Genomic DNA, 25,772 nt, shown 5'->3' with positions numbered 1-25,772 from the left:
TTTCGATCGGGGTGAGGGGCTGTCGGGCCGACCGGCCCCACCCTGCCCTTATCCCGCCATGGCCGCAATCGCCTGCGCGCGGTCCAGCGTGGCGCGCGCGGTGGCGACATGCAGGTTCTCGACGATCCGGCCATCCACCACGGCCACGCCCTTGCCTTCGGCGGCGGCCTGTTCGAACGCCTCGATCTGGCGGCGCGCCATCTCGATTTCGGCGTCGGTCGGGGCAAAGACCTCGTTTGCCGTGGCCAGCTGCGCGGGATGGATCAGCGTCTTGCCGTCGAACCCCATGTCGCGGCCCTGTTCGCATTCCGCCCGCAGCCCGTGCTCGTCGCGGAACGCGTTGAAGACGCCGTCCACGATCACCTTGCCATGCGCGCGCGCGGCCAGCAGGCACAGGCCCAGCCCCGCCTGCATCGGCAGCCGGTCGGCGCGAAAGCGGCTGTTCAGTTCCTTGGCCAGATCGTTGGTGCCCATCACCATCCCGGCCAGCCGCGGATGGGCGGCAATCTCGGCCGCGTTCAGCATGGCCTGCGGCGTCTCCATCATCGCCCACAAGGGCGTGTCGGGCAGCAGCGCCGCGATCCGGTCCAGCCCGGCGGCGCCGTCCACCTTGGGCACCAGGACCGCATCGACCTGCCCGGCGAATCCCGCGCAGGCCGCCGCATCCTGGCGTCCCCAGTCGCTGTCCAGCGCGTTGATGCGCACGATCCGGGCGCGCGGGCCGTAATCGGATTTCAGCGCGCGGGCCAGCGCGTCGCGCGCCGTGGCCTTTTCGGACGGGGCGACGGCATCCTCGAGATCGAAGATGATCGCATCGGCTTGCAGCGTCCGCGCCTTCTCCATGGCGCGTTCATTGGCGGCGGGAATGTAAAGGACGGACCGATATGGGCGGGCCATGACAACCTCCGGGCAATTTTCTTGCGCGAAGCTGCCGCGCCGCGCCAGAAATGGCAAGAGGGTTTTCGCCGCGCTGCGGCATCGCCCGATCTGCGACCTGTTTGCCGATCCCGGCGCGCCGGATGTTTCCGCACATCGCGGAAGGCTTGCGATTCGTTGCGCGAAGTTCTAACCACCGCGCAACATTCAAGCCACGCAATCGGAGGTTACCCATGGCCCGACCCAAAATCGCACTGATCGGTGCGGGGCAGATCGGCGGCACGCTGGCACATCTGGCCGCGATGAAGGAGCTGGGCGACGTCGTCCTGTTCGACATCGCCGAAGGCACGCCGCAGGGCAAGGCGCTGGACATCGCGGAATCCGGCCCTGCCGAAGGGTTCGACGCCGCGCTGAAAGGCACGAACGATTACGCCGACATCGCGGGCGCCGATGTCTGCATCGTCACCGCCGGCGTGCCGCGCAAGCCGGGGATGAGCCGCGACGACCTGCTGGGCATCAACCTGAAGGTGATGAAATCCGTGGGCGAGGGCATCGCCAAGCACGCCCCCGACGCGTTCGTCATCTGCATCACCAACCCGCTGGACGCGATGGTCTGGGCGTTGCAGAAATTCTCGGGCCTGCCCGCCGCCAAGGTCTGCGGCATGGCCGGCGTGCTGGATTCGGCCCGTTTCCGCCATTTCCTCAGCCTGGAATTCGACGTCTCGATGAAGGACGTGACCGCCTTCGTGCTGGGCGGACATGGCGACACGATGGTGCCGCTGACCCGCTATTCGACCGTGGCCGGCATCCCGCTGCCCGATCTGGTCAAGATGGGCTGGACCACGCAGGACCGCCTGGACGCCATCGTGCAGCGCACCCGCGACGGCGGGGCCGAGATCGTCGGCCTGCTGAAGACCGGCTCGGCTTTCTACGCCCCCGCCACCGCCGCGATCGAGATGGCCGAGGCCTATCTGAAGGACCAGAAGCGCGTTCTGCCCTGCGCCGCCCATGTCGACGGCGCCTACGGGCTGAAGGGCACCTATGTCGGCGTGCCGACGGTGATCGGCGCCGGCGGGATCGAGAAGGTCATCGACATCAAGCTGGACAAGGACGAACAGGCGATGATGGACAAGTCCATCGAGGCCGTGAAGGGACTTGTCGAGGCCTGCAAGGGCATCGACAACTCGCTGAACTGATCGGTCTTCGGCCCGAAACACCGCCAGGCGCGCCGGATTCCGGCGCGCCGTTTGCGTTGCCGCGCCGCGCCCGTCGGGCGAATCAAGCGGCCCGCACCCGGGCCGCGCGGTTCGTGATCACGGATTTTCAGACTGTGATCACATTGCGCGAGTTCGCGCCTGTTTTGACGATTTTACCGGGAAAACGTTTCTCCACCATGGCGGAGTGTGCCAAGACACGGCCAGATCTGTCGAACCGAACAAGGGGGTCGCGATGAACATTCACGAATATCAGGCCAAGGCGCTGCTGCGTCAGTATGGCGCACCGGTCAGCGACGGCCGGGTGGTGACCAAGGCCGACGAGGCCAAGTCGGCGGCGGGCGAACTGGACGGTCCGCTGTGGGTGGTCAAGGCGCAGATCCACGCCGGCGGCCGCGGCAAGGGCCACTTCACCGAAGCCGCCGCCGGCGAAAAGGGCGGCGTCCGGCTGGCCAGATCCGTGGCCGAGGCCGAGGAACTGACCCGCCAGATGCTGGGCCGCACCCTGGTCACGCACCAGACCGGCCCCGCCGGCAAGCAGGTCAACCGCATCTATATCGAGGACGGCTCGGATATCGAGCGTGAGCTGTATCTGGCCCTGCTGGTCGATCGCGGCACAAGCCGCGTCAGCTTCGTGGCCTCGACCGAAGGCGGCATGGACATCGAGGAGGTGGCTTCCACCACCCCCGAAAAGATCGTCAGCTTCAGCGTCGATCCGGCGTCGGGCCTGTCCGATTTCCACGGCCGCCGCGTGGCCTTCGCGCTTGGCCTGAAGGGCCAGCAGGTCAAGCAATGCGTGGCGCTGGTGCGCAACCTGTATCGCATGTTCATCGAAAAGGACATGGAGATGCTGGAGATCAACCCGCTGATCGTGACCACCGACGGCAACCTCAAATGCCTCGACGCCAAGATGGGTTTCGACAACAACGCGCTGTATCGCCAGTCCGACATCATGGCCCTGCGCGACGAGACCGAGGAGGATTCCAAGGAACTGGCCGCGTCCAAGTTCGACCTGAACTATATCGCGCTGGACGGCGAGATCGGCTGCATGGTCAACGGCGCGGGTCTGGCGATGGCCACGATGGACATCATCAAGCTTTACGGCGCCGAACCCGCCAACTTCCTGGACGTGGGCGGCGGCGCGACCAAGGAAAAGGTGACCGAGGCGTTCAAGATCATCACCAGCGACGACAACGTCAAAGGCATCCTGGTCAACATCTTCGGCGGCATCATGCGCTGCGACATCATCGCCGAAGGCATCGTCGCCGCGGTGAAAGAGGTGGGATTGCAGGTTCCGCTGGTCGTGCGGCTGGAAGGCACGAATGTCGACAAGGGCAAGGAGATCATCGCAAGCAGCGGCCTGAACGTCACCTCGGCCGACGATCTGTCGGACGCGGCGGAAAAGATCGTGAAGGCGGTGCGGGGGTGAAGCTGTCCGTCATATTTACTGCATCGACCTGCGCCGTCTTGTTGGCCGCGTGCGATAGCACTCCGTCGCAGTCTGCATCCGTCTCCAGTCCCACCGCGAATACAACTTCGGCGTTATCTGGACAGGCGGATGAGAGCATGTCGCTGATGACAAGCGCGTCCGAGGTGGTCCGGCTTTGCCAAGCCACGATGCCTGACAGCAAGGCTTTTCAGGATGGTCTGAAAGAGAAAGGCTACAGGTTTGAAGGAATGGCTTCGGGCTATCGTATCCTTAGCAAGGATAATCGGCACCTCATTGCCTTCGCGACGACACCAGCCTCGCGCCACACAGGTTGCGGCGTCTCTTTCAAGAACATGACGGCGGATCAAGGTGTGCAACTGGCCCAGCCTTGGCTGCAAGCCACCCAAGCGGATCAGATTCCGCTGGAAAATACGGCGATGCGCGCAGGCGTGGCTTGGGATGGAATATTCAAGGGCACCCCCGTTCGGATTGCGGTGCTCCCCGATCAAGACTTGGGCTTCATGCGCGGCACCATGCTGCTTGCAGCCGAAAACAGATAAGGATTTGGGTTAATGGCCGTTCTCGTTAACAAAGACACCAAAGTCATCTGCCAGGGGATCACCGGATCTCAGGGCACCTTCCACACCGAACAGGCGATCGCCTACGGCACGCAGATGGTCGGCGGCGTGACGCCCGGCAAGGGCGGCACCGAACATCTGGACCTGCCCGTCTTCAACAGCGTCCACGAGGCGGTGGAAAAGACCGGCGCGACCGCCAGCGCGATCTATGTCCCGCCCCCCTTCGCCGCCGATTCGATCCTCGAGGCCATCGACGCAGAAATCCCGCTGATCGTCTGCATCACCGAAGGCATCCCGGTTCTGGACATGATGCGCGTCAAACGCGCGCTGCAGGGCACCAAAAGCCGCCTGATCGGGCCGAACTGCCCCGGCATCATGACGCCCGACGAATGCAAGATCGGCATCATGCCCGGCAACATCTTCCGGCGCGGCAGCGTCGGCGTCGTCTCGCGGTCGGGCACGCTGACCTATGAGGCGGTGAAGCAGACCACCGATGTCGGGCTGGGCCAGTCCAGCGCCGTGGGCATCGGCGGCGACCCGATCAAGGGCATGGAACATATCGACGTGCTGCGCATGTTCCTGGACGACGACGAGACCGAATCGATCATCATGATCGGCGAGATCGGCGGCTCGGCCGAGGAAGAGGCGGCGGAATTTCTGGCCGACCAGAAGAAGAAGGGCAGATGGAAACCCACCGCAGGCTTCATCGCCGGCCGCACCGCGCCTCCGGGACGGCGCATGGGCCATGCGGGCGCCATCGTCTCGGGCGGCAAGGGCGACGCGGAATCCAAGATCGAGGCGATGAAGAAGGCCGGAATCGTGGTGGCCGACAGCCCGGCGGGTCTGGGCGAGGCCGTTCTGAAGGCGATCGACGGCTGATGATTTGACACCCCGCGCCCCCGGCCAGAATATGGGGCGCGGAACCCCCCTTCGCGCGAGGCAGGAATTGGCTCAGCAGCACCCCCCGACCGATCCGGCCCCCGGCGCCCAGGCGCGACCGGCGCGCGGCTGCGGCGGCGCCGCGCCCCTGTCGCTGGCCGCGCTGCTGACCCTCGGCGCGTGCGGCGACCGTTCATCGGAACTGGTGCTGCGCGGCGGCATCCCCGCCACCACCGACCTGCATCAGGCCAGCACCCTGCCGCCCGAATCCGTCCGCACCGTCGCGCGCCGCGATTTCGGCTGGCGCGTGATCTATCACCCGGCGCGCGCGCCCGCCAATGCCGATCGGGGCGCCGCGCGCGCGCTGTGCGGTCTGGAAAGCCGCGCCGTCGCCCGCATCGACCGCGTGCCCCGCCTCGATCCCGCCGCCGATCCCGGCGCCGCCATCATCGACATCATTTGTGCCTGACCTCATCTTGACCCTGAACCGGGGGATAAGCCCATGACCGAGCAACCCAAGAACGCAGATTTCCACGATTCGTCCTTCCTTCAGGGCCATAACGCCGCCTGGATCGAACAGCTTCACGGCCAATGGGCAAAGGACCCCGAGGCGGTGGATCAGGCCTGGGACCGGTTTTTCCGGTCGTTGGGCGATTCCCAGGACGATGCCCTGCGCGAGGCCGAGGGTCCCAGCTGGGCGCGCGCCGACTGGCCGCCGATGCCGTCGGACGACAATCTGGCCGCGCTGACCGGCGAATGGCCGCAATCCAGCAAGGCCGAGGCCGACGCCGCGATGCGCAAGATCGCCCGCAAGGCGGGCGACAAGGGCGTCGAGATGTCGACCGGCCAGATGCGTCAGGCGGTGCTGGACAGCATCCGCGCGCTGATGCTGATCCGCGCCTTCCGCATCCGCGGCCATCTGCACGCCGATCTGGACCCGCTTGGCCTGCGCGACGTGCCCGATCACGGCGAGCTGAACCCCGCGACCTACGGGTTCGGGCCCGACGATCTGGACCGGCCGATCTTCATCGACAACGTGCTGGGCCTCGAGGTCGCCACGATCCGCCAGATCTGCGAATTGATGGACCGCACCTATTGCGGCACCTTCGCGCTGCAATACATGCATATCTCGAACCCCGAGGAAGCCGCGTGGCTGAAGGAACGGATCGAGGGTTACGGCAAGGAGATCCAGTTCACGAAGAACGGACGCCGCGCGATCCTGAACAAGCTGGTCGAGGCCGAGGGGTTCGAAAAGTTCCTGCACGTCAAGTATATGGGCACCAAGCGGTTCGGCCTTGACGGGGGCGAGGCGCTGATCCCGGCGATGGAACAGATCATCAAGCGCGGCGGCGCCCTGGGCGTGCAGGACATCGCCATCGGCATGCCCCATCGCGGCCGGCTGTCGGTGCTGGCCAACGTGCTGGGCAAGCCCTATCGCGCGATCTTCCACGAATTTCAGGGCGGCAGCTTCAAGCCCGAGGACGTGGACGGGTCGGGCGACGTGAAATATCACCTGGGCGCCAGCTCCGACCGCGAATTCGACGGCAACATCGTGCACCTGTCGCTGACCGCCAACCCCAGCCACCTCGAAGCCGTGAACCCGGTCGTGCTGGGCAAGGCCCGCGCCAAGGGCGACCAGCTGGGCGACATGGTCGAACGCACCTCGGTCCTGCCGGTGCTGCTGCACGGCGACGCGGCCTTTGCCGGCCAGGGCGTCGTGGCCGAGTGTCTGCAACTGTCGGGCATCCGCGGCCACCGCACCGGCGGCACCATCCATATCGTGGTGAACAACCAGATCGGCTTCACCACCGCGCCGCATTTCAGCCGCACCTCGCCCTATCCGACCGACATCGCGCTGATGGTCGAGGCGCCGATCTTCCACGTCAACGGCGACGACCCCGAGGCGGTGGTGCATGCCGCCCGCGTCGCCACCGAGTTCCGCCAGAAATTCCACAAGGACGTGGTGCTGGACATTTTCTGCTATCGCCGCTTCGGTCACAACGAGGGCGACGAGCCGATGTTCACCAACCCGGCGATGTATCACCGCATCAAGTCGCACAAAACGACGCTGCAACTTTATACCGAACGTCTGGTCAATGACGGGCTGATGCCCGAGGGCGAGATCGACGACATGAAGGCCGCCTTCCAGGCCCACCTGAACGAAGAGTTCGAGCTGGGCAAGGATTTCCGCCCGAACAAGGCCGACTGGCTGGACGGCAAATGGTCGGGCTTCGAACGCGAGGGCGCGGAATATATCCGCGGCGAAACCGGCCTGCCGCCTGAGGACATGACCCGGATCGGCCGGGCGCTGACCCAGATTCCCGACGGCGTGAACCTGCACAAGACCGTGGGCCGCCTGCTGGAAGCCAAGAAGAAGATGTTCGAAACCGGCGAGGGGTTCGACTGGGCCACCGGCGAGGCGCTGGCCTTCGGCGGCTTGCTGATCGAGGGCCACGGCGTCCGCCTGTCGGGACAGGACAGCATCCGCGGCACGTTCAGCCAGCGTCATTCCGCCATCATCGACCAGAAGACCGAGGATCGCTATTACCCGCTGAACAACATCGCCGAGGGTCAGGCCCGCTATGAGGTGATCGACTCGATGCTGTCGGAATACGCGGTCTTGGGCTTCGAATACGGCTATTCGCTGGCCGAGCCGAACACCCTGACCCTGTGGGAGGCGCAGTTCGGCGACTTCGCCAACGGCGCCCAGATCATGTTCGACCAGTTCATTTCCTCGGGCGAAAAGAAATGGCTGCGCATGTCGGGTCTGGTGATGCTGCTGCCCCACGGCTACGAGGGTCAGGGCCCGGAACATTCCTCGGCCCGCCTGGAACGGTTCCTGCAGATGTGCGCCGAAGACAACTGGATCGTCGCCAACTGCACGACGCCGGCCAACTATTTCCACATCCTGCGCCGCCAGATCCATCGCGGCTTCCGCAAGCCGTTGGTGCTGATGACGCCCAAATCGCTGCTGCGCCACCCGCTGGCCGTCAGCCGGGCCGAAGACTTCCAGACCGGCAGCACCTTCCACCGGCTGCTGTGGGACGACGCGCAGCGCGGCAATTCCGACACCGACCTGGTCGCCGACGACAAGATCAGGCGCGTGGTGATCTGTTCGGGCAAGGTCTATTTCGACCTGCTGAAGGCGCGCGACGAGGCCGGCATCACCGACATCTACCTGCTGCGTCTGGAACAGTTCTACCCGTTCCCCGCCCAGGCGATGCTGGAAGAGCTGGGCCGCTTCACCCAGGCCGAGATGGTGTGGTGCCAGGAAGAACCGCGCAACCAGGGCGGCTGGACCTTTGTCGAACCCTATCTGGAATGGGTGCTGGAACGGCTTGACGCGAAACATCGCCGCGCCCGCTATGTCGGCCGCAACGCCGCGGCCTCGCCCGCCACCGGCCTCGCCTCGCGCCACAAATCCGAACAAGAGGCGCTGGTGAACGAAGCCCTCGATATCGAAGGATGATCCGATGACCACCGAAGTCCGCGTGCCCGCATTGGGCGAATCCGTCACCGAGGCTACCATCGCCACCTGGTTCAAGAAGCCGGGCGATGCCGTCGAGGTCGATGAAATGCTGTGCGAGCTGGAAACCGACAAGGTCACGGTCGAGGTTCCCAGCCCCGCCGCCGGCACCCTGGCCGAGATCGTCGCGGCCGAGGGCGAGACGGTCGGCGTCGATGCGCTGCTGGCCCAGATCGACGAAACCGGCAAGGCCACCGGCGACACCTCCGGCGGCGGCAAATCCGCCGACGACGAGGCCGACGACGACAACGCCCAGGAAAAAACCGGCGGCGACGCGCCGAAAGCCACCGAAAAACCGCAGGCCGACCAGAAGGCCGACAAAAGCCCGGAGGGACAGAAGGACATGAGCGGGAAATCCGTTGACGTGATGGTGCCGGCGCTTGGCGAAAGCGTGACCGAGGCGACCGTGGCGACATGGTTCAAGAAGGTCGGCGATCAGGTCGAGGCCGACGAGATGCTGTGCGAACTGGAAACCGACAAGGTCTCGGTCGAGGTTCCGGCACCGGCCGCGGGCGTTCTGTCCGAAATCGTCGCCGAAGAAGGCGCGACGGTCGAGGCCAACGCAAAGCTCGCCGTCATCGCCGAAGGCGCAAGCGGCGACGCGCCCCGCCCCGCCGCCCCCGAGGAAAAGGCCAAGAATGCCGGCCCCGAGGAAATGAAGCCGCGCAGCGAGGAAGACCAGCGCAAGGAACGCGAAGATATCGAGGATTCGCCCGCCGCCCGCAAGGCGATGGCCGAAAAGGGCATCGACCGCGATCAGGTGCAGGGATCGGGCCGCGACGGCCGCGTGATGAAAGAGGATGTGGCCAAGGCCAAATCCGGCGACGACACGCCCGCACGCGCCCCCGCCGCCCCCGCCTCGGCCGATCAGGCCGACCGCGAGGAACGGGTGCGCATGACCCGCCTGCGCCAGACCATCGCCCGCCGGCTGAAGGACGCGCAGAACACCGCCGCGATGCTGACCACCTATAACGAGGCCGACATGTCGGCCATCATGGCGCTGCGCAGCGAATACAAGGATGCGTTCGAAAAGAAGCACAAGGTCAAGCTGGGCTTCATGTCCTTCTTCGTGAAGGCGTGCTGCCACGCCCTGCGCGAGGTGCCCGAGGTCAACGCCGAGATCGACGGCACCGATGTCGTCTACAAGAACTATGTCAACATGGGCGTCGCGGTGGGCACGCCGCAGGGCCTTGTCGTGCCGGTCGTCAAGGATGCCGACGCCCGCAGCTTTGCCGAGATCGAGCAGGAGATCGGCGATCTGGGCACCCGCGCCCGCGACGGCAAGCTGTCGATGGACGACATGCAGGGCGGCACGTTCACCATCTCGAATGGCGGCGTCTATGGCTCGCTGATGTCCTCGCCGATCCTGAACCCGCCGCAATCGGGGATCCTTGGCATGCACAAGATCCAGGACCGCCCCGTGGTCGTCGGCGGCGAGATCGTCATCCGGCCGATGATGTATCTGGCGCTCAGCTATGACCACCGGGTCGTGGACGGCAAGGGCGCGGTGACCTTCCTCGTCCGCGTGAAAGAGGCGCTGGAAGACCCGCGCCGCCTGCTGATGGATCTGTGATCCGGGCTGGCCGCCGACCCGGTCCGCGTGTCCGGGTCGGCGGCCATTCCACGATCGAGGGCATATCGTCCATGAGGGGTCCCGAATCGACAGCGCGAAAATGCGTCCGGGGGCGACCGTCCGCGGAGGTGATGCGCATCGCGGATGCCGCCGGTCCTTTGGCGCGCAATGCCGCGCAACGCCCGCAGGCTGTGTACGCCCTGTGCACATCCCGCGCCGCCCCGGTGCATGGTTCGTGCGGCCCGAAACCCCGCATTTGCTGGCGGTTTCGCCTGCGGCCCCCGACGCCGCGCATCACGCAACGCACGCCGCTGTTGCAGCGCGGCCACGAATGACCGCATCATCCGCGACGCCATGACAACCCCGTCCTGAACCAGAGGAAGATCCCATGCAGATGATCGCCCACTACACCGTCAAGGACTATGCGACCTTCAAGACCGCCTTCGACGAAGATGCCGAGGATCGCGGCCATAACGGCCTGTCCTTGCTGCAACTTTGGCGCGAAAGCGGCACCAGCGCCTGGGCGCTGTTCAATATCGGCAACCCCGCCGCGGCGCGCGATTATCTGAATGGCGCGGCCGGCGTGTTCAACAGCCAGGCCGGCGTGACCGACACCAGCTTTCACTTTGTGGAAACCGCGTGATGACCCCGGAACTGACCGTCCTGGCGCTGGCCTGCCTGCTGCAATGCGCGCAGTTCGTGTCGATCGCGATCCCCGCGAACATGCAGATCGGCACCGACTACATGGCCAGCCCGCGCGACACCGATCCGCCGCGCGAATTGTCGGTCAGCGCCGGTCGTCTGCGCCGCGCTTTTCTGAACCATTTCGAGGGGTTGACCCTGTTCGCACCGGCCGCGCTGATCATCGCCGTCAGCGCCCAATCGACCGGGTTCACGGCCGCCTGCGCCTGGGCCTACCTGATCGCGCGCATCGTCTATGTCCCGGCCTATGTGCTGGGATGGACGCCGTGGCGTTCGCTGATCTGGGCGGTGGGCTTTGCCGCCACGCTGCTGATGCTGCTGGCCGCCCTGGTCTGATCCGGGCGGTGCGGCGACGGAAATTCGACCGGGCGAGACGTAAGGCGGCGCAGGCCGCGGGAACCCGAGGGACAAGAAGGAGAATGCGATGTCCACCTATGATCTGATCGTGATCGGCGCCGGACCGGGCGGCTATGTCTGCGCCATCCGCGCCGCGCAGCTTGGCCTGAAGGTCGCCTGTGTCGACGGCCGCGACACGCTTGGCGGAACCTGCCTGAACGTGGGCTGCATCCCGTCCAAGGCGCTGTTGCATGCCACCCACCTTTTGCACGAAAGCAGCCACAATTTCGATCGGATGGGCCTGACCGGCGGCCGGGTCAAGGTCGACTGGACCAAGATGCAGGGCTACAAGGCGGAAACCGTGGCCGGCAACACCAAGGGCATCGAATTCCTGTTCAAGAAGAACAAGATCGACTGGCTGAAAGGCTGGGCCAGCATCCCCGAGGCGGGCAAGGTCAAGATCGGCGACGAGGTTCACGAAACCAGGCATATCGTGATCGCCACCGGCTCGGTCCCGGCGCCCCTGAAGGGGGTCGAGGTCGATAACGGCAGCGGCGTGATCGTCGATTCCACCGGCGTGCTGACGCTGCCGAAGATCCCCAAGACCATGGTCGTGATCGGCGCCGGCGTGATCGGGCTGGAACTGGGCTCGGTCTATGCGCGGCTGGGGACCGAGGTGACGGTGGTCGAGTATCTGGACACCATCACCCCCGGCATGGACGGCGAGGTGCAAAAGCAGTTCCAGAAGATCCTGTCCAAGCAGGGTCTGAAATTCGTCCTTGGCGCGGCGGTCAAGGGTGCCTCGGTGTCGCGCGGCAAGGCGACGGTCACGCATACGCTGAAGAAGGACGACAGCGAACACCAGATCACTGCCGATTGCGTGCTGGTCGCGACCGGCCGGCTGCCGACGGTCGAGGGGCTGGGCCTGAAAGAGCTGGGCGTCGAGACGACCGAGCGTGGCTTCGTGAAGATCGGCAAGGACTGGTCCACCAGCGTGCCCGGTATCCATGCCATCGGCGATTGCGTGCCCGGCCCGATGCTGGCCCACAAGGCCGAGGATGAGGGGATGGCGGTGGCCGAGGTGATCGCCGGCAAGCACGGGCACGTCAACTATGACGTCATTCCTAGCGTGATCTACACCACCCCCGAAGTCGCCAGCGTGGGCCTGACCGAAGAGGCTGCGAAGGAGTCGGGCCGCAAGCTGCGGATCGGCAAATTCCCGTTCATGGGCAACGCGCGCGCCAAGGCGATGTTGCAGGCCGACGGTTTCGTCAAGCTGATCGCGGATGCCGAGACCGACCGTATCCTGGGCTGCCACATCATCGGACCCAATGCCGGCGACATGATCCACGAGGTCTGCGTGGCAATGGAATTCGGCGCCTCGGCCGAGGATGTGGCGCTGACCTGCCACGCCCATCCGACCACGTCCGAGGCTGTGCGCGAGGCGGCACTGGCCTGCGGCGACGGCGCGATCCATGTCTGACACGGATGCGGGGGCGCTGCCCCCGCGCCCCCGGGATATTTCGACACCGAAGATGGGCCGGCGCGGCGCGTTGCTGGCGACGCTGGCGGTTGCGGCCTGCGGCGCGGGCGGCAAGCGTGCGGAAAGCCCGGCCGCCACGGGGCTGTATCCGAACGAGACGCCCTATCTGCGATCGCGCATCAATTTCTGGGCCGGGCAGTATGACGTTCCGGTCACGCTGATCCAGCGCGTCGTGATCCGCGAATCGCGCCACCGGCCCCAGGCGCGCAACGGTCCCTATTACGGCCTGATGCAGATCCTGCCGCAGACCGCGCAGACGATGGGCTATCGCGGCCCGGCCGCGGGGCTTCTGGATGCCGACACCAATCTGCGCTTTGGCGTCAAATATCTGCGCGGCGCGTGGCTGGTGGCCGAGGGCGATCCGGACGATGCGGTCGGGTGGTATGCGCGCGGCTACTATTACGAGGCGAAGCGCAAGGGATTGCTGAAGCGGACCGGGCTGCGCCGCTAGCGTCGGCGGCGACGTGGGCGGTCGGCTGTGGCCCCGGAATTGAAGGCGACATCGGGCAGGGTCACGGTTTCGGCCAGCGCCGCGAACGGGTCGGTCGCGTGCGGAATGGCGTTCGCCGCGACGAAATGTTCCTGAAAGCGCGGCGCGATCGCGGTTTCGACCCGGGTGATGCGGGTCACCTGATCCTCGATCTCGGCGCGTGCTGCCCGCGAACACAGCGCGATCCGCGCGCCTGTCCCGGCCGCGTTGCCCGCACTGGTCACCCGGTCCGGCGGGCAATCCGGAATCATCCCCAGAACCAGCGCGTGCAGCGGAGAGATATGGGCCCCGAACGCGCCGGCCAGCACGATCCGGTCGGGCCGGTCGATGCCGAATTCATCCATCAGCAGCCGCGCCCCCCCATGCAGCGCCGATTTCGCTAGCTGGATCGCCCGGATATCGCCCTGCGTGACCGCGATCAGGGACCCGCCCGAATCGGTCGCGTCATGCAGCACATAGGCATGGGTGCGCCCCTGCGGCACGCAGCGCGCCGTGCCGGTCCGGTCGGCCGCGCCGATCAGCCCGCTGGCATCGACGATGCCCGCCATCCGCATCTCGGCCACCGCCTCGATGATCCCCGACCCGCAGATGCCGGTGATGCCGGTCGTCGCGGCGGCCTGGGCAAAGCCCGGCTCATCGGACCACAGATCGACGCCGATGATGCGGATGCGCGGTTCCTTCGTCGCCGGGTCGATCCGCACCCGTTCGATCGCGCCGGGCGCGGCGCGCTGGCCGGCACTGATCTGCGCGCCCTCGAATGCCGGGCCGGTGGGCGAGGAACAGGCCAGAACCCGGCTGCGGTCGCCCAGCACGATCTCTGCATTGGTGCCTACATCGACGATCAGCACCGGCGCGTCCGCGTTCTGCGGCTGTTCGGACAGCACCACTGCGGCCGCGTCCGCGCCGACATGGCCGGCGATAATCGGCAGCACATAGGCGCGGGCGGCTGCGGCGATCCCCAGCCCGATGTCGGGCGCAGGCACGGTCATCGAATCCGAGGTCGCCGGCGCGAACGGCGCCTGCCCCAGCTCGACCGGGTCGATCCCCAGCATCAGGTGATGCATGACCGGGTTGCAGACGATCACCGCATCGACGATCCGCGCCGGCGCGACCGCCGCCTCATCGGCCAGCGTCTGCGCCAGCTGGCCCAGCCCCGCGCGCACGGCGTCCGTCATCTCGGCCGCCCCGCCCTCGTTCATCATGGCATAGCTGACGCGGCTCATCAGATCCTCGCCAAAGCGGATCTGCGGGTTCATCAGCCCTGATGAGGCCAGAACCCGCCCGTCATCCAGCGCCACCAGATGCCCCGCTATCGTCGTCGATCCCAGGTCGATGGCCAGCCCGAACAGCGGCCCCTCCAGCAATCCCGGCAGCAGGTCGATCAGCAGCGGCGCGCCCTGCCCGTCCTGGCGCACCACCGCCGTCGCCTTCCAGCCCGCCTTGCGCAGCACCTGCTGGATGCGGGCCAGAACCGGCAGATCGGCGCGCAGACCCTCGATCCCCCATTGCGCCGACAGGGCCTGCGACAGGCGCTGGAAATCGCCGGTGGGATCGGCCAGATCGGGCTCGGGCACCTCGACAAAGAACGGCCGCACGACCGGGTCCATCGCCATCACCCGCTCGGCCGCGGATTTGCGGATGACCTGGCGGTGCAGCTGGCTTTCGGGCGGCACGTCGATCACGGCATCCGACAGGATGCGCGCCTGACACCCCAGTCGCCGCCCCGGCTTCAGGCCGCGAATCCGGTCGTATCGCGCCTCGACCTCGTTGAAGGGCGACAATGCCTGTTCGGTCACGGTGACGCCATGCTTGGGAAAGGCGCCCCGGCCGGGGTCGATCTGGCATCTGGAACAGATCCCGCGCCCGCCGCACACCGAATCCAGATCGACGCCCAGACGCCGCGCCGCCTCAAGAACCGGGGTGCCCGAGGGCACGCGCCCGCGCTTGCCCGAGGGCGTGAAGATGACAAGGGGTTCGTCCGCCATGGCTGACCTCGTTGCTGCCTGCCCGGCTTACCGCGTCCCCGCCCGTCGCCAACACACGCAAAGCGCCGCACCGAGGCGCGAAACCGACCTTCTTGCTTGTCCCGATACCCATGGGGGTGAATTGCGTGCGCACGGACGCAAAAGGGGGCGCACGCGCCCCCTGTCACCGCGCCGTAAGGCGCATGTCGCGTCGCGCCCTTGAGGGCGCGTCCGCCGGATCAGGCACCCTTGTAGATGTCGACCAGCTTGCCCAGCATGTCCAGCGCATCCTCGCGCGACCGCTGAAAGCTGTTGCGTCCGATGATGCTGCCATTGCCGCCGCCGTCGCGGATCGCGCGGGCATCGTCATAGACCGCATCCGCGCCCTTGGCCGCCCCGCCCGAGAACACCACGATCCGGCGACCCGCAAAGGCCGCCTGCATGCAATGTTCGACGCGTTTTGCCTGGGTCGAGACGTCGATCTGCTTGTCCTCATAGACCTTTTTCGCCTCGGGCAGCATCAGGTGGTCGGTGGACAGCTTGATCTTGATGATATGCGCGCCGATCAGCGCCGCGATCTGGGCGGCATAGGCCGCGATGTCGATGGCGGTCTCGCCGTCCTTTGTGATCGCCTCGCCGCGCGGATAGGACCAGATCACGGTCGCCACGCCCTTGGCCGCGGCCTCGCGGCGCATCTCGACGATCTCCTCGAACATCTCCAGCGCCATGTCGCTGCCCGGATAGATGGTAAAGCCGATGGCGGCGCAGCCCAGACGCAGCGCGTCGTCCACGCTGGCGGTGATCGCCTGGTTCTTGCCGGCGCTGTCCGACATCAGGCTGTTGGCGCTGTTGACCTTGAGGATGGTCGGGATCTGACCGGCAAAGCTGTCGGCGCCCGCCTCGATCATGCCAAGCGGCGCGGCAAAGGCGTTCAGCCCCGCGTCGATGGCAAGCTGGTAATGGTAATGCGGGTCATAGCCGGCCGGATTGGGGGCAAAGCTGCGGGCCGGGCCGTGTTCGAAGCCCTGATCGACCGGCAGGATGATCATCTTGCCGGTGCCGGCCAGCTTGCCGGTCATCAGCATGCGCGCCAGCTGCGCCTTCACACCCGGCGTCTCGCCCTCGTAATTGGCCAGAATCCGCCGCACCGTATCGGTCATCTGCATGACAACATCTCCTTTGTGATGCCGGCTGAATAGCATGCGCAGGGCCGGTGACAACGCTGGTGACGCTAACAGCCGCGCCGCGTCGCAAGGGTCGTGCGACCCGCCTATTCCAGCAGCACCGAAACGCCCGGCAGGTCCTTGCCCTCCATCCATTCCAGAAAGGCGCCGCCCGCGGTCGAGATGAAGGTGAAATCGCCCGCCACGCCGGCGCGGTTCAGCGCCGCGACCGTGTCGCCGCCCCCCGCGACCGAGACCAGCTGTTCCTCGCGCGTCAGCCGGGCTGCGGCCTGCGCGGCGGCGTTGGTCGCACGGTCGAAGGGTTCGATCTCGAACGCGCCAAGCGGGCCGTTCCAGATCAGGGTCCGGCACGCCTCCATCGCGCCCTCGATGGCCGCGACCGTATCGGGGCCGGCATCCAGGATCATGGCGTCGGCAGGACATTGATCGACCGGCAGCACCTGGCTTTCCGCACCGGCCTTGAACTGCCGGGCCACCACGATGTCCAGCGGCAGATGGATCGCGCAGCCGCGCGCGTCGGCCTTGTCCATGATCGCGCGGGCGGTGTCGGCCATGTCGCGTTCGGCCAGCGAGGTGCCGATCTCGATCCCCCTGGCGGCAAGAAAGGTGTTGGCCATGCCGCCGCCGATCACCAGATGGTCGACCTTCTCGATCAGGTTCGTCAGCAGGTCCAGCTTGGTCGAGACCTTGGCCCCGCCCACCACCGCCATCACCGGCCGCTGCGGCGTGCCCAGGGCCGCGTCCAGCGCCTTCAGCTCGGCCTCCATCAGCCGCCCTGCGCCGGCCGGCAACAGCCGCGCCAGCCCCTCGGTCGAGGCATGGGCGCGATGGGCGGCCGAGAATGCATCGTTGACATAGGCGCCGCCCAAGGCGGCCATCGAGGCGGCAAAGGTCGGATCGTTCGCCTCTTCCCCGGCGTGAAAGCGGGTGTTTTCCAGCAGCGCGACATCGCCCGGCTGCAAGGCGGCCACGGCGCGCTTGGCCGGTCCGCCGATGCAGTCATCGGCAAAGACCACGTCCTGTCCCAATGCCTGCTCCAGCGCCGGGACCACCTGCTTCAGGCTCATGCGGTCCACGCGCTGTCCCTTGGGCCGGTCGAAATGGGCCAGCAGCACCGGGATGCCGCCCTTTTGCTGGATGTCGCGGATCGTCGGCACGATCTTTTCGATCCGCGTCGCATCGGTCACGCGCCCGTCCTCGACCGGGACGTTCAGATCGACGCGGGTCAGCACGACCTTCCCGTCCAGATCCATGTCGTCGATTGTCTTGAACTGGGCCATGTCGCGTCCTTTCGGGCTGAGGGGGGCATCGCCCGGCGCTTGTCCCGCATGGCGCGGGCTTCGTCAACAGCCGCCCCCGTGCCGACCTCGTGCCGACCCTGCGCTGACGATGGCGTGATCCGGCAGCGGGGCGGTTGCGCGTTGCCCTTGGGCGCAAGACCCCCTAGACCTTGGGCAAACGTGGCAAAGGAGGGCCGTATGGCCGAGATCAAGGATCCCGAGAACACTGTCATCATCCAGCTGAAGGACGGCCCCGTCGTCGTCGAGCTGCTGTCCGACGTGGCGCCCAAGCACGCCGAACGGATGAAGGAACTGGCCCGCGCCGGCAAATACGACAACGTGGCGTTTCACCGTGTGATCGACGGGTTCATGGCGCAGACCGGCGATGTCGAACACGCGAACATGGAAAAGGACTACAATCCCGGCCGCGCGGGCACCGGCGGGTCCGACCTGCCCGACCTTCCGGCCGAGTTTTCCAAGCTGCCGCACGATCGCGGCACCCTGGGCGCGGCGCGGTCGCAGAACCCCGACAGCGCCAACAGCCAGTTCTTCATCAACTTCAAGGACAATCATTTCCTGAACGGGCAGTACACCGTCTATGGGCGGGTGATCGACGGGATGGAACATGTCGACAAGATCGCGCGGGGCGAACCGCCCGCCTCTCCGGACCGGATGATCTCGGTCAAGGTGGCCGCCGATGCGTAAGCTGGTCCTGATTTCCACATTCGCCGCGTTCGGCGGGGTCACCGCCCACGCACAGGTTCCCGCGCCCCAGCACGAGGACGGGCCGGGGCCGAACATGGTCATCCAGGTCGCCGACGCCGAGGGCAACGACAAGGGCACGATCACGCTGGATCTGCTGGCCGACCGGGCGCCGAACCATGTCGAGCGGCTGGTCGAGCTGGCGAAGTCGGGCGCCTATGACGGGGTGGTGTTCCACCGCGTGATCGACGGCTTCATGGCCCAGACCGGCGATGTCCAGTATGGCAAGCAGGGCGGCGACACGGCGATGGCCGGGATGGGCGGGTCCGACCTGCCCGACCTGAAGGCCGAGTTCAGCGACATTCCGTTCCAGCCCGGCACCGTCGGCATGGCCCGGTCGCAGGACCCCAACAGCGCCAACAGCCAGTTCTTCATCGACCTTGCCCCGGCCACCTTCCTTGACGGACAATATACCGTCGTGGGCCAGCTGATCGACGGGTGGGACGTGCTGACGTCGATCAAGACGGGCGCGGAAGACCAGAACGGCGCGGTCGAGGCACCCGATTACATGGCCAAGGTCATGATCGAGGAATAGACGTCGCGGCAACCTGTCGGAAAGACGGCAAAAGGGGCCCGCGCGGCCCCTTTTTCGCACTTGCGGCAAGACGCCGCGCGCGCCTATCCTGCGCCCCCATGGACATGCAGAACGCCAGCGACGTCACCGAAATCACGCCTTCGGCCGGAATCGACACGTCGCGACATGGCTGGCGCGCGAAATGCCTGCAACGGCTGATCCGCATGGACCTGCCGGTGCCGCGCAGCCACGCCATATCGGTCCAGGCGGTGCAGGCCATCGCGGCCGGCCAGCAGGTGCCGACGGCGTCGCTGAAAGGCCTGTTCGACAGCCGCGACGGGCTGGTCAGCGTGCGACCCTCGGCGGTCAGCCCGGAATGGGGCGGTCCGGGCACGGTGCTGAACGTGGGCATCAACGATCAGGTGCACGCCCGGCTGGCCAAGCGCATCGGCCGCGACAATGCCGATGCGATCTATCTGCATTTCGTTCAAAGCTATGCGACCAATATCGCGCGGCTGGACCCCGACATGTTCGCCCAGCACGGCGAGAACGCGCTGGCCGACGCGCTGCGCTGTTATCGCGACGAGATGGACGAGGATTTTCCCCAGGACCCCTACCGGCAACTGGCCGAGGTGCTGCGCTCGATGGCGCGGGCGTGGGACGGGCCTACGGCGCGGCTGCTGCGTCAGGCCAAGGGTGCCCCGGCCGCGGCGTCGCTTGGGCTGGTGGTGCAGGAAATGGCTTTGGCGATGGGGCCGGGTCTGTCGGGGTCGGGCACGATCCAGTTCATCGATTCGGTCACCGGCATGCCGCGCGTGACCGGCCGGTTCCGCGGCCAGCATCACGGCGGCGCCGTCGGCAAGGGGGCCGAGACGCTGTATCTGACCTGCGACGATCGCGGCCCCTCGCTTGAAAATGCGGCGCCCGACATCTTTGCCGATCTGGTGCGCTTCGGCGTCGCCGCCCGCGAACGCCTGCGCGAAGAGATGAAGATCGAGTTCGTGGTGACCGAGGGCCGCATCTCGATCATCGACGCCGCGCGGGTGCAGCGCAGTTCGCGCGCCAGCGTCCGCATCGCCGTCGCCCTTGCGCGCGAGGGGATCATCCCCCCCGACGAGGCGCTGATGCGGGTCGAGCCGCGCGCGCTCAGCGATCTGCTGCATTATCAGGTCGATCCGCGCGCCCCGCGCGAGGTCGTCGCGCGCGGCATCAATGCCAGCCCCGGTGCCGCGACCGGACGGATCGTTTTCAACTCGGCCACCGCGCAGGCCGCGGCGTCGCGCGGCGAGGCCTGCGTGCTGGTCCGGCGCGAAACCGTGCCCGAGGATATTCGCGGCATGCACGCCTCGGTCGCGGTGCTGACCGAACGCGGCGGCACCACCAGCCACGCGGCGGTCATCGCGCGCGGGCTGGGCCTGCCCTGCATCGTCGGCTCGACCGGGTTGGGCATCGACAGCCGGCGCCGGATCATGCAGGTCGGCGGCCGGACGCTGCGCGAGGGCGACGAGATCACCATCGACGGCACCTCGGGCGAGGTTCTGGCGGGCGCGGCCTCGCTGCTGGAACCGGCGCTGGACGACGCCTTTGCGCAGCTGATGGAATGGGCCGGCGAGGCCGGCGGCATCGGCGTGCGGGCCAATGCCGACACGGTCGAGGATGCGCGGACCGCGCGCCGGTTCCACGCCCAGGGGATCGGGCTGTGCCGGACCGAACACATGTTCTTCGACGACGACCGCCTGCCGGCCATGCGCGAGATGATCTTTGCCGACACGCCCGAGGATCGGCGTCTGGCGCTGGAACGCATCCTGCCGATGCAGCGCAAGGATCTGGCGGCGCTGTTTCAGGCCATGGCGGGGCTGCCGGTCACCATCCGGCTGTTCGATCCGCCGCTGCACGAATTCCTGCCGCATGATCGCGAAGGGCTGCACGAGCTGGCGGAATCGCTGGACCTGCCGCTGTCGGACGTGACCCGCCGGGTCGATGCCTTGTCCGAATTCAACCCGATGCTGGGGATGCGCGGGGTCAGGCTGGGGATCACCGTTCCCGAAATCTATGACATGCAGGCCCGCGCCATCTTCGAGGCGACGGTGGATGCCAGCCGCACCGGCGCGCCCGTCGTGCCCGAGATCATGATCCCGCTGGTCAGCGCCATGCGCGAGGTCGAACTGGTCAAGAACCGCGTCGATGCGGTCGCCGCCGCCGTGCGCAACGAACGCCACAGCGATTTCACCTATCGCCTGGGGGTGATGGTCGAAACGCCGCGCGCCGCCTTGCGGGCCGGCGACATCGCCGCCCATTCGGCCTTCCTGTCCTTCGGCACCAACGACCTGACGCAGATGACCTATGGCCTGTCGCGCGACGATGCGGGGCGGTTCATGGGCATCTATGTCGGTCAGGGCGTCTATGCCGAGGACCCGTTCCATATCCTGGATCAGGACGGGGTCGGTGAATTGCTGCTGATCGGGGCGCAGCGGGCGCGCGAACAAAGCCCCGGCATCACCATCTCGGTCTGCGGCGAACATGGCGGCAACCCAGAATCGATCGCCTTCTGCCACAAGGCCGGGTTCGATTACGTCTCGTGCTCGCCGTTCCGCGTGCCGGTCGCGCGGCTGGCCGGGGCGCAGGCCGCGATCCGGTCACGTCAGGGCGACCGAAGCCCGGCCGACTGAGCCCGGCCTCGCCGCGCCGGGCGATTCGCGCAGTGCAGCATTTTTTCGCAACTGCAAGTTGTTGATTTCAGGTCCGAACCGGACCTTTTCCACGGGCGGGCCGCCGAATTTCGCCGGTTCGCGCCGAAACCCTCGGCAAGATCCTGCCGGAAACGGGGTCAAACGGCCTGAACCGTCCGATCACGGACAAGTCCCGTAGCGCAACGGTTCCCGGAAAACCTAAACACACCCCTGTCCTTCGGTGCCAGGCCATCTGCTCGCGGTTTGGGTGCCGTTCACGACCTGTCAACGTGATCCGTTTATAGGAATGACCATGAACACGCTGCTTTCGCGGCTGGTGCCCATCTGCCTGTGCGCCGCCGCCGCCACCGCTTTTATGTCCGACAAGGCCGCCGCCGGGGGGAACGGGTCCTTGTTTTCGGCCGAGGCCGCCATGTTCGGCGCAGCCGCGCATCCGATGAAACTGCCGCGTCCGAAGCCGCTTCTATACGCGGGTGCCGAACCTGTGAAGATCGAAAACGGGCCGGAACAGGTATTTCTTGCACGCTCGACGCCGCAATTTTCCGCCGATGACGTCAACTGCCTGGCGGAGGCGCTGTATCACGAGGCGCGGGGCGAAGGTCAGAAGGGTCAGGCCGCCGTGGCCGAGGTGATTCTGAACCGCGTGGACAGCCGCGCCTTTCCGCCGACCGTCTGCGGCGTCGTGAACCAGCCCAGCCAGTTCAGCTATACGATCGGCGGGCGCAAATCGATCCGCAACAAGGGCGCCTATATGCGCGCCCGCAACATCGCCGAGGCTGCGCTGTCGGGCGCGCCGCGCGTGCTGACCGGCGGCGCGACCTATTTCCACACGCCGGCGGTGCGCCCGGCCTGGTCCAGCCGTTTCCAGCGTACGGTGCAGATCGGTCGCCACATCTTCTATCGTCGCGGACAGCGGGTCGCCTCGAACTGAAGGGCGCGCCGCGCCGCACGGTCTTGCCTGCCGGACGGATTTGGGGTGAATGGCGGTCATGGACCAGCCAGACCGCATCCACCTGCGCGATCATGTCGTCAGCGCCGATATCGGCGCCTTCCCGTCGGAACGCGGCCGCCAGCAGCGGCTGCGCTTTGGGCTGACGGTCGATCTGCGCCATCCTGTCAGCGACAGCGAGGATCAGGTCGACCGCATCCTGTCCTATGACGTGCTGACGCAGGCGGTCGAGACGGCACTGGCCGACCGACGCTATGCCCTGGTCGAGACGCTGGCCGAACGCATCGCCGCCGAGGTTCTGGCCCACCCCGCCGCCGCCCGGATCGAGGTGACGGTCGAAAAGCTGGATCGCGGCCCCGGCGCGCTTGGCATCACCATCAGCCGCAGGTCGGCGCGTGTGCCCGCGCAGCCCCCCGATCTGCCGCTCGAGATTCTGGTCTGGGGCGCGCCCGCCGCCCTGCCCGACGGTGCGCTGGTCGTGGTGCCCGCGACATCCTCCGGAGCCCCTGCACCGCAGACAGTCGCGCAGCGCCGCATCGCCTTGCTGGCGCTGGACCAGTCGGCATGGGCGCTGGCCGACCGGCTGGGGCTGGACATCGCCGAGACGCGGACCGAGCTTGAGGCCGCCGCCCGCGACGCCCGTCCCGTCATCTGGGCGCCCGCCCGACTGGCCGCCGACGCACCCGACGCAGGTGAGACGCCTGCGGCGCTGGCCTTCTGGCTGGCCGGATGGATGCCGGTGCGCCGGATCGCCTTCGCGCTGCCCCCGGGCGAAACCCTGCCCGCCGCGCCTGCGGCACTCACCGCCACCGTGACCCGCGCATGAAAAGTCCCGCGCCGATGATGGAACCGGACGTCTATTACCGCCCCGTCCCGCGCCTGGAAGGCGGACGATGGCGGCTGGCCGGGGGGGCCATCCGGTTTTCCGAATTCGAGATGCTGCGGCGCGGCCAGACCGCGGAACCGGTCGCGGATGCCCCGCCCGCGGTGCTGTCCGCGCTGACCGCGCCGCGCGCGCCGCTGATGGGGCTTGATCTGGACCGGCCGCGTCTGATGGGGATTGTCAATGCGACGCCGGACAGCTTTTCCGACGGCGGCAGCTATGACCCGCACGCACAAGCCGACATGCTGGTCGGGGCCGGCGCGGACATTCTCGATATCGGCGGCGAATCCACCCGGCCCGGCGCGGCCGAGATCGGTGCGGCCGAGGAAATCGCCCGCATCCGTCCGGTGCTGCGCGGCGCGGTCGGGCGCGTGCCGGTGTCGGTCGATACGCGCAAGGCACAGGTCGCGCGGGCGGCGCTGCGTGCCGGGGCGGGCATGATCAACGACGTGTCCGGTTTCGATTTCGACCCCGATCTGGGCGGCGTGGTGGCCGCGGCCGGCGTGCCGGTCTGCCTGATGCACGCGCAGGGCCTGCCCCGGACGATGCAGGACCATCCGCGCTATGACGACGTGCTGCTGGATGTCTATGACGCGCTGGCGGCGCGGATCGCGCGGGCCGAGGCGGCGGGGATCGCGCGGTCACAAATCGTGATCGATCCGGGCATCGGATTTGGCAAGACGCTGGCGCATAATCTGGCGATCCTGCGGCGGATCTCGCTGTATCACGGGCTGGGCTGCCCGATCCTTCTGGGCGTGTCGCGCAAGCGGTTCGTGGGCACGATCGGCGGGGCCGACGCCCCGCCCGACCGGGTGCCCGGCTCGCTGGCGCTGACGCTGGCTGCGGTGGCGCAGGGGGTGCAGATCCACCGGGTTCACGACGTCGCGCAGATCGCGCAGGGATTGCGGCTGTGGCAGGCCGTCAACAGAAACGACGAGGCAGACAGATGAGCAGGAAGCTTTTCGGAACCGACGGCGTGCGCGGGCGCGCCAATTTCCATCCCATGACCGCCGAGATGGCGCTGCGCCTGGGGGCGGCGGCGGGGCGGTTCTTTCGCCGCGACGGGCGCAACCGGCACCGTGTCGTGATCGGCAAGGACACGCGGCTGTCGGGCTATATGCTGGAAAACGCGCTGACGGCGGGGCTGACCAGCACCGGCATGAACGTGCTGTTGCTGGGGCCGGTGCCGACCCCGGCAGTGGGCTATCTGACCCGCTCGATGCGGGCGGATCTGGGAATCATGATCTCGGCCAGCCACAACCCGGCCGAGGATAACGGCATCAAGTTCTTCGGCCCCGACGGGTTCAAGCTGTCCGATCACGCCGAAACCGAGATCGAGGCCATCGTGGCCGGCGAGATCGAGCCGGCGCAGCCCGACAATATCGGCCGCGCCAAGCGGATCGACGACGGGCGCGGCCGATATGTCGAGTACGCAAAGACCACGTTCCCGGCCGGCCAGCGGCTGGACGGGCTGAAGGTCGTGGTGGATTGCGCGCATGGCGCGGCCTATCGCGCGGCGCCCGAGGTGCTGTGGGAACTGGGCGCCGAGGTGATCGCCATCGGCGTCGAGCCGAACGGCTTCAACATCAATGACGGCGTCGGATCGACCCACCCCGAGGCCTGCGCCGCCGCCGTCCTGGAACACGGCGCGCATCTGGGCATCAGCCTTGACGGCGATGCCGACCGTGTCCTGATCATCGACGAGACCGGACGCATGGCCGATGGCGACCAGATCATGGCGCTGCTGGCCGCGCGTTGGGCGGCGCAGGGGCGGCTGCGGGGCGAGGCGCTGGTGGCGACGGTGATGTCGAATCTGGGGCTTGAGCATTTCCTGCACGGGCGCGGCCTGCGGCTGGAACGGACGCGGGTCGGCGACCGCTATGTGGTCGAAAAGATGCGCGAGGCGGGGTTCAACCTGGGCGGCGAACAATCCGGCCATATCGTGATGACCGATTACGCCACGACCGGCGACGGGCTGATCGCGGCGATGCAGTTCCTGGCGGCGATGGCCGAGACCGGCGACAAGGCCAGCCGGCTGTCCAGCCAGTTCGAGCCGGTCCCGCAACTGCTGAAGAACGTGCGCTATGCGGCGGGCGCCGATCCGCTGTCGGCCGATGCCGTCCGCGCGGTCATCGCGGGGGCCGAGGCGCGGCTGGCCGGGTCGGGACGCGTCCTAATCCGCAAATCCGGCACCGAGCCGCTGATCCGCGTGATGGCCGAAGCCGAGGACGAGACGGTGCTGCGCGAGGTGGTCGAGGACATCGTCGCCGCGGTCGAAAAGGCCGCCTGACCCTTTCGCGTCGGTGCGTCCGGTTGGCGGTGTCTTTGCGTCCCGCGACCGCCGGGGGACTTTGCGTCCCCCGGACCCCCTGCAAGGTATTTGGAAAGAGGGCGAGGACG

General features: G+C 67.2%; 22 protein-coding genes. 18 read left to right on the top strand and 4 right to left on the bottom strand.

The genetic code is table 11. The features are described from left to right. Positions 1–48 precede the first annotated feature (48 nt). On the bottom strand, positions 49–897 hold the full coding sequence (locus tag JHW45_RS07400; protein ID WP_272860238.1) for an HpcH/HpaI aldolase/citrate lyase family protein: 849 nt from the start codon (positions 895–897) through the stop codon (positions 49–51). Positions 898–1,109: 212 nt separating this feature from the next. Between JHW45_RS07400 and mdh the strand changes: the two genes are divergently transcribed. The 11 genes from mdh (at position 1,110) to JHW45_RS07345 (ending at position 13,107) form a co-directional block, all read left to right on the top strand. Then, positions 1,110–2,072, top strand: coding sequence for a malate dehydrogenase (mdh, locus tag JHW45_RS07395; RefSeq protein WP_272860237.1), 963 nt, complete (start codon positions 1,110–1,112; stop codon positions 2,070–2,072). Positions 2,073–2,325: 253 nt separating this feature from the next. Continuing rightward, entirely contained in the window at positions 2,326–3,519 is a 1,194-nt protein-coding gene (gene sucC, locus JHW45_RS07390; RefSeq protein WP_272860236.1) for an ADP-forming succinate--CoA ligase subunit beta, read from the top strand. A gap of 137 nt (positions 3,520–3,656) precedes the next feature. Next, on the top strand, positions 3,657–4,079 hold the full coding sequence (locus JHW45_RS07385; protein WP_272860235.1) for a hypothetical protein: 423 nt from the start codon (positions 3,657–3,659) through the stop codon (positions 4,077–4,079). 12 nt (positions 4,080–4,091) lie between these two features. Then, complete coding sequence (gene sucD, locus JHW45_RS07380) at positions 4,092–4,976, top strand: succinate--CoA ligase subunit alpha (protein ID WP_272860234.1); 885 nt, start codon at positions 4,092–4,094, stop codon at positions 4,974–4,976. A 67-nt stretch (positions 4,977–5,043) separates the two neighbouring features. Next, positions 5,044–5,445 (top strand): hypothetical protein, encoded by a 402-nt coding sequence (locus tag JHW45_RS07375; protein ID WP_272860233.1) that lies wholly within the window; start codon positions 5,044–5,046, stop codon positions 5,443–5,445. 33 nt (positions 5,446–5,478) lie between these two features. Next, a complete protein-coding gene (locus tag JHW45_RS07370; RefSeq protein ID WP_272860232.1) occupies positions 5,479–8,445 on the top strand; it encodes a 2-oxoglutarate dehydrogenase E1 component in 2,967 nt (988 codons plus the stop codon). A gap of 4 nt (positions 8,446–8,449) precedes the next feature. Further along, positions 8,450–10,075 (top strand): 2-oxoglutarate dehydrogenase complex dihydrolipoyllysine-residue succinyltransferase, encoded by a 1,626-nt coding sequence (gene odhB, locus JHW45_RS07365; RefSeq protein ID WP_272860231.1) that lies wholly within the window; start codon positions 8,450–8,452, stop codon positions 10,073–10,075. 388 nt (positions 10,076–10,463) lie between these two features. Next, entirely contained in the window at positions 10,464–10,718 is a 255-nt protein-coding gene (locus JHW45_RS07360) for a hypothetical protein (RefSeq protein ID WP_272860230.1), read from the top strand. After that, positions 10,718–11,113: an MAPEG family protein gene (locus tag JHW45_RS07355; RefSeq protein ID WP_272860229.1), complete on the top strand. Its 396-nt coding sequence runs from the start codon at positions 10,718–10,720 to the stop codon at positions 11,111–11,113. The genes JHW45_RS07360 and JHW45_RS07355 overlap by 1 nt, the downstream gene beginning before the upstream one ends. An 88-nt stretch (positions 11,114–11,201) precedes the next feature. After that, on the top strand, positions 11,202–12,596 hold the full coding sequence (lpdA, locus tag JHW45_RS07350; RefSeq protein WP_272860228.1) for a dihydrolipoyl dehydrogenase: 1,395 nt from the start codon (positions 11,202–11,204) through the stop codon (positions 12,594–12,596). A 52-nt stretch (positions 12,597–12,648) separates the two neighbouring features. After that, positions 12,649–13,107: a lytic transglycosylase domain-containing protein gene (locus tag JHW45_RS07345; RefSeq protein WP_473087557.1), complete on the top strand. Its 459-nt coding sequence runs from the start codon at positions 12,649–12,651 to the stop codon at positions 13,105–13,107. On the opposite strand, the gene JHW45_RS07340 is transcribed toward JHW45_RS07345, so the two are convergent. The 3 genes from JHW45_RS07340 to JHW45_RS07330 form a co-directional block, all read right to left on the bottom strand. Then, positions 13,104–15,131, bottom strand: coding sequence for an ASKHA domain-containing protein (locus JHW45_RS07340; protein WP_272860226.1), 2,028 nt, complete (start codon positions 15,129–15,131; stop codon positions 13,104–13,106). The genes JHW45_RS07345 and JHW45_RS07340 overlap by 4 nt on opposite strands. 218 nt (positions 15,132–15,349) lie before the next feature. Further along, the gene (locus JHW45_RS07335) at positions 15,350–16,276 is read right to left on the bottom strand and encodes a class I fructose-bisphosphate aldolase (protein ID WP_272860225.1); all 927 of its coding nucleotides are present in this window, start codon (positions 16,274–16,276) and stop codon (positions 15,350–15,352) included. A 104-nt stretch (positions 16,277–16,380) separates the two neighbouring features. Beyond that, positions 16,381–17,574, bottom strand: a complete 1,194-nt coding sequence (locus JHW45_RS07330) for a phosphoglycerate kinase (protein ID WP_272860224.1) — start codon at positions 17,572–17,574, stop codon at positions 16,381–16,383. Positions 17,575–17,772: 198 nt separating this feature from the next. Here JHW45_RS07330 and JHW45_RS07325 point away from each other — a divergent pair, with 198 nt between their 5' ends. From JHW45_RS07325 to glmM, 7 genes are all read left to right on the top strand, one after another. Further along, complete coding sequence (locus JHW45_RS07325) at positions 17,773–18,279, top strand: peptidylprolyl isomerase (RefSeq protein ID WP_272860223.1); 507 nt, start codon at positions 17,773–17,775, stop codon at positions 18,277–18,279. Then, positions 18,272–18,871: a peptidylprolyl isomerase gene (locus tag JHW45_RS07320; RefSeq protein WP_419181842.1), complete on the top strand. Its 600-nt coding sequence runs from the start codon at positions 18,272–18,274 to the stop codon at positions 18,869–18,871. Before JHW45_RS07325 ends, JHW45_RS07320 begins: the two co-directional genes overlap by 8 nt. Before the next feature lie 98 nt (positions 18,872–18,969). Further along, positions 18,970–21,519 (top strand): putative PEP-binding protein, encoded by a 2,550-nt coding sequence (locus JHW45_RS07315; protein WP_419181841.1) that lies wholly within the window; start codon positions 18,970–18,972, stop codon positions 21,517–21,519. A gap of 313 nt (positions 21,520–21,832) precedes the next feature. Beyond that, the gene (locus JHW45_RS07310) at positions 21,833–22,471 is read left to right on the top strand and encodes a cell wall hydrolase (RefSeq protein WP_272860222.1); all 639 of its coding nucleotides are present in this window, start codon (positions 21,833–21,835) and stop codon (positions 22,469–22,471) included. 49 nt (positions 22,472–22,520) lie between these two features. After that, complete coding sequence (locus tag JHW45_RS07305; RefSeq protein WP_272860221.1) at positions 22,521–23,315, top strand: dihydroneopterin aldolase; 795 nt, start codon at positions 22,521–22,523, stop codon at positions 23,313–23,315. Then, positions 23,312–24,322 carry a dihydropteroate synthase gene (folP, locus tag JHW45_RS07300; protein ID WP_419181840.1) on the top strand — a complete coding sequence of 337 codons (1,011 nt, stop codon included), beginning with the start codon at positions 23,312–23,314 and terminating at the stop codon, positions 24,320–24,322. The genes JHW45_RS07305 and folP overlap by 4 nt, the downstream gene beginning before the upstream one ends. Then, on the top strand, positions 24,319–25,662 hold the full coding sequence (glmM, locus tag JHW45_RS07295; RefSeq protein WP_272860220.1) for a phosphoglucosamine mutase: 1,344 nt from the start codon (positions 24,319–24,321) through the stop codon (positions 25,660–25,662). Before folP ends, glmM begins: the two co-directional genes overlap by 4 nt. Positions 25,663–25,772: the final 110 nt, after the last annotated feature.

Origin of the sequence: Paracoccus stylophorae, assembly GCF_028553765.1 — a bacterium.
Taxonomy (GTDB): domain Bacteria; phylum Pseudomonadota; class Alphaproteobacteria; order Rhodobacterales; family Rhodobacteraceae; genus Paracoccus; species Paracoccus stylophorae.
Note: the sequence above shows the minus strand (reverse complement) of the source record. Positions and strands in the feature narration are given on the sequence as shown.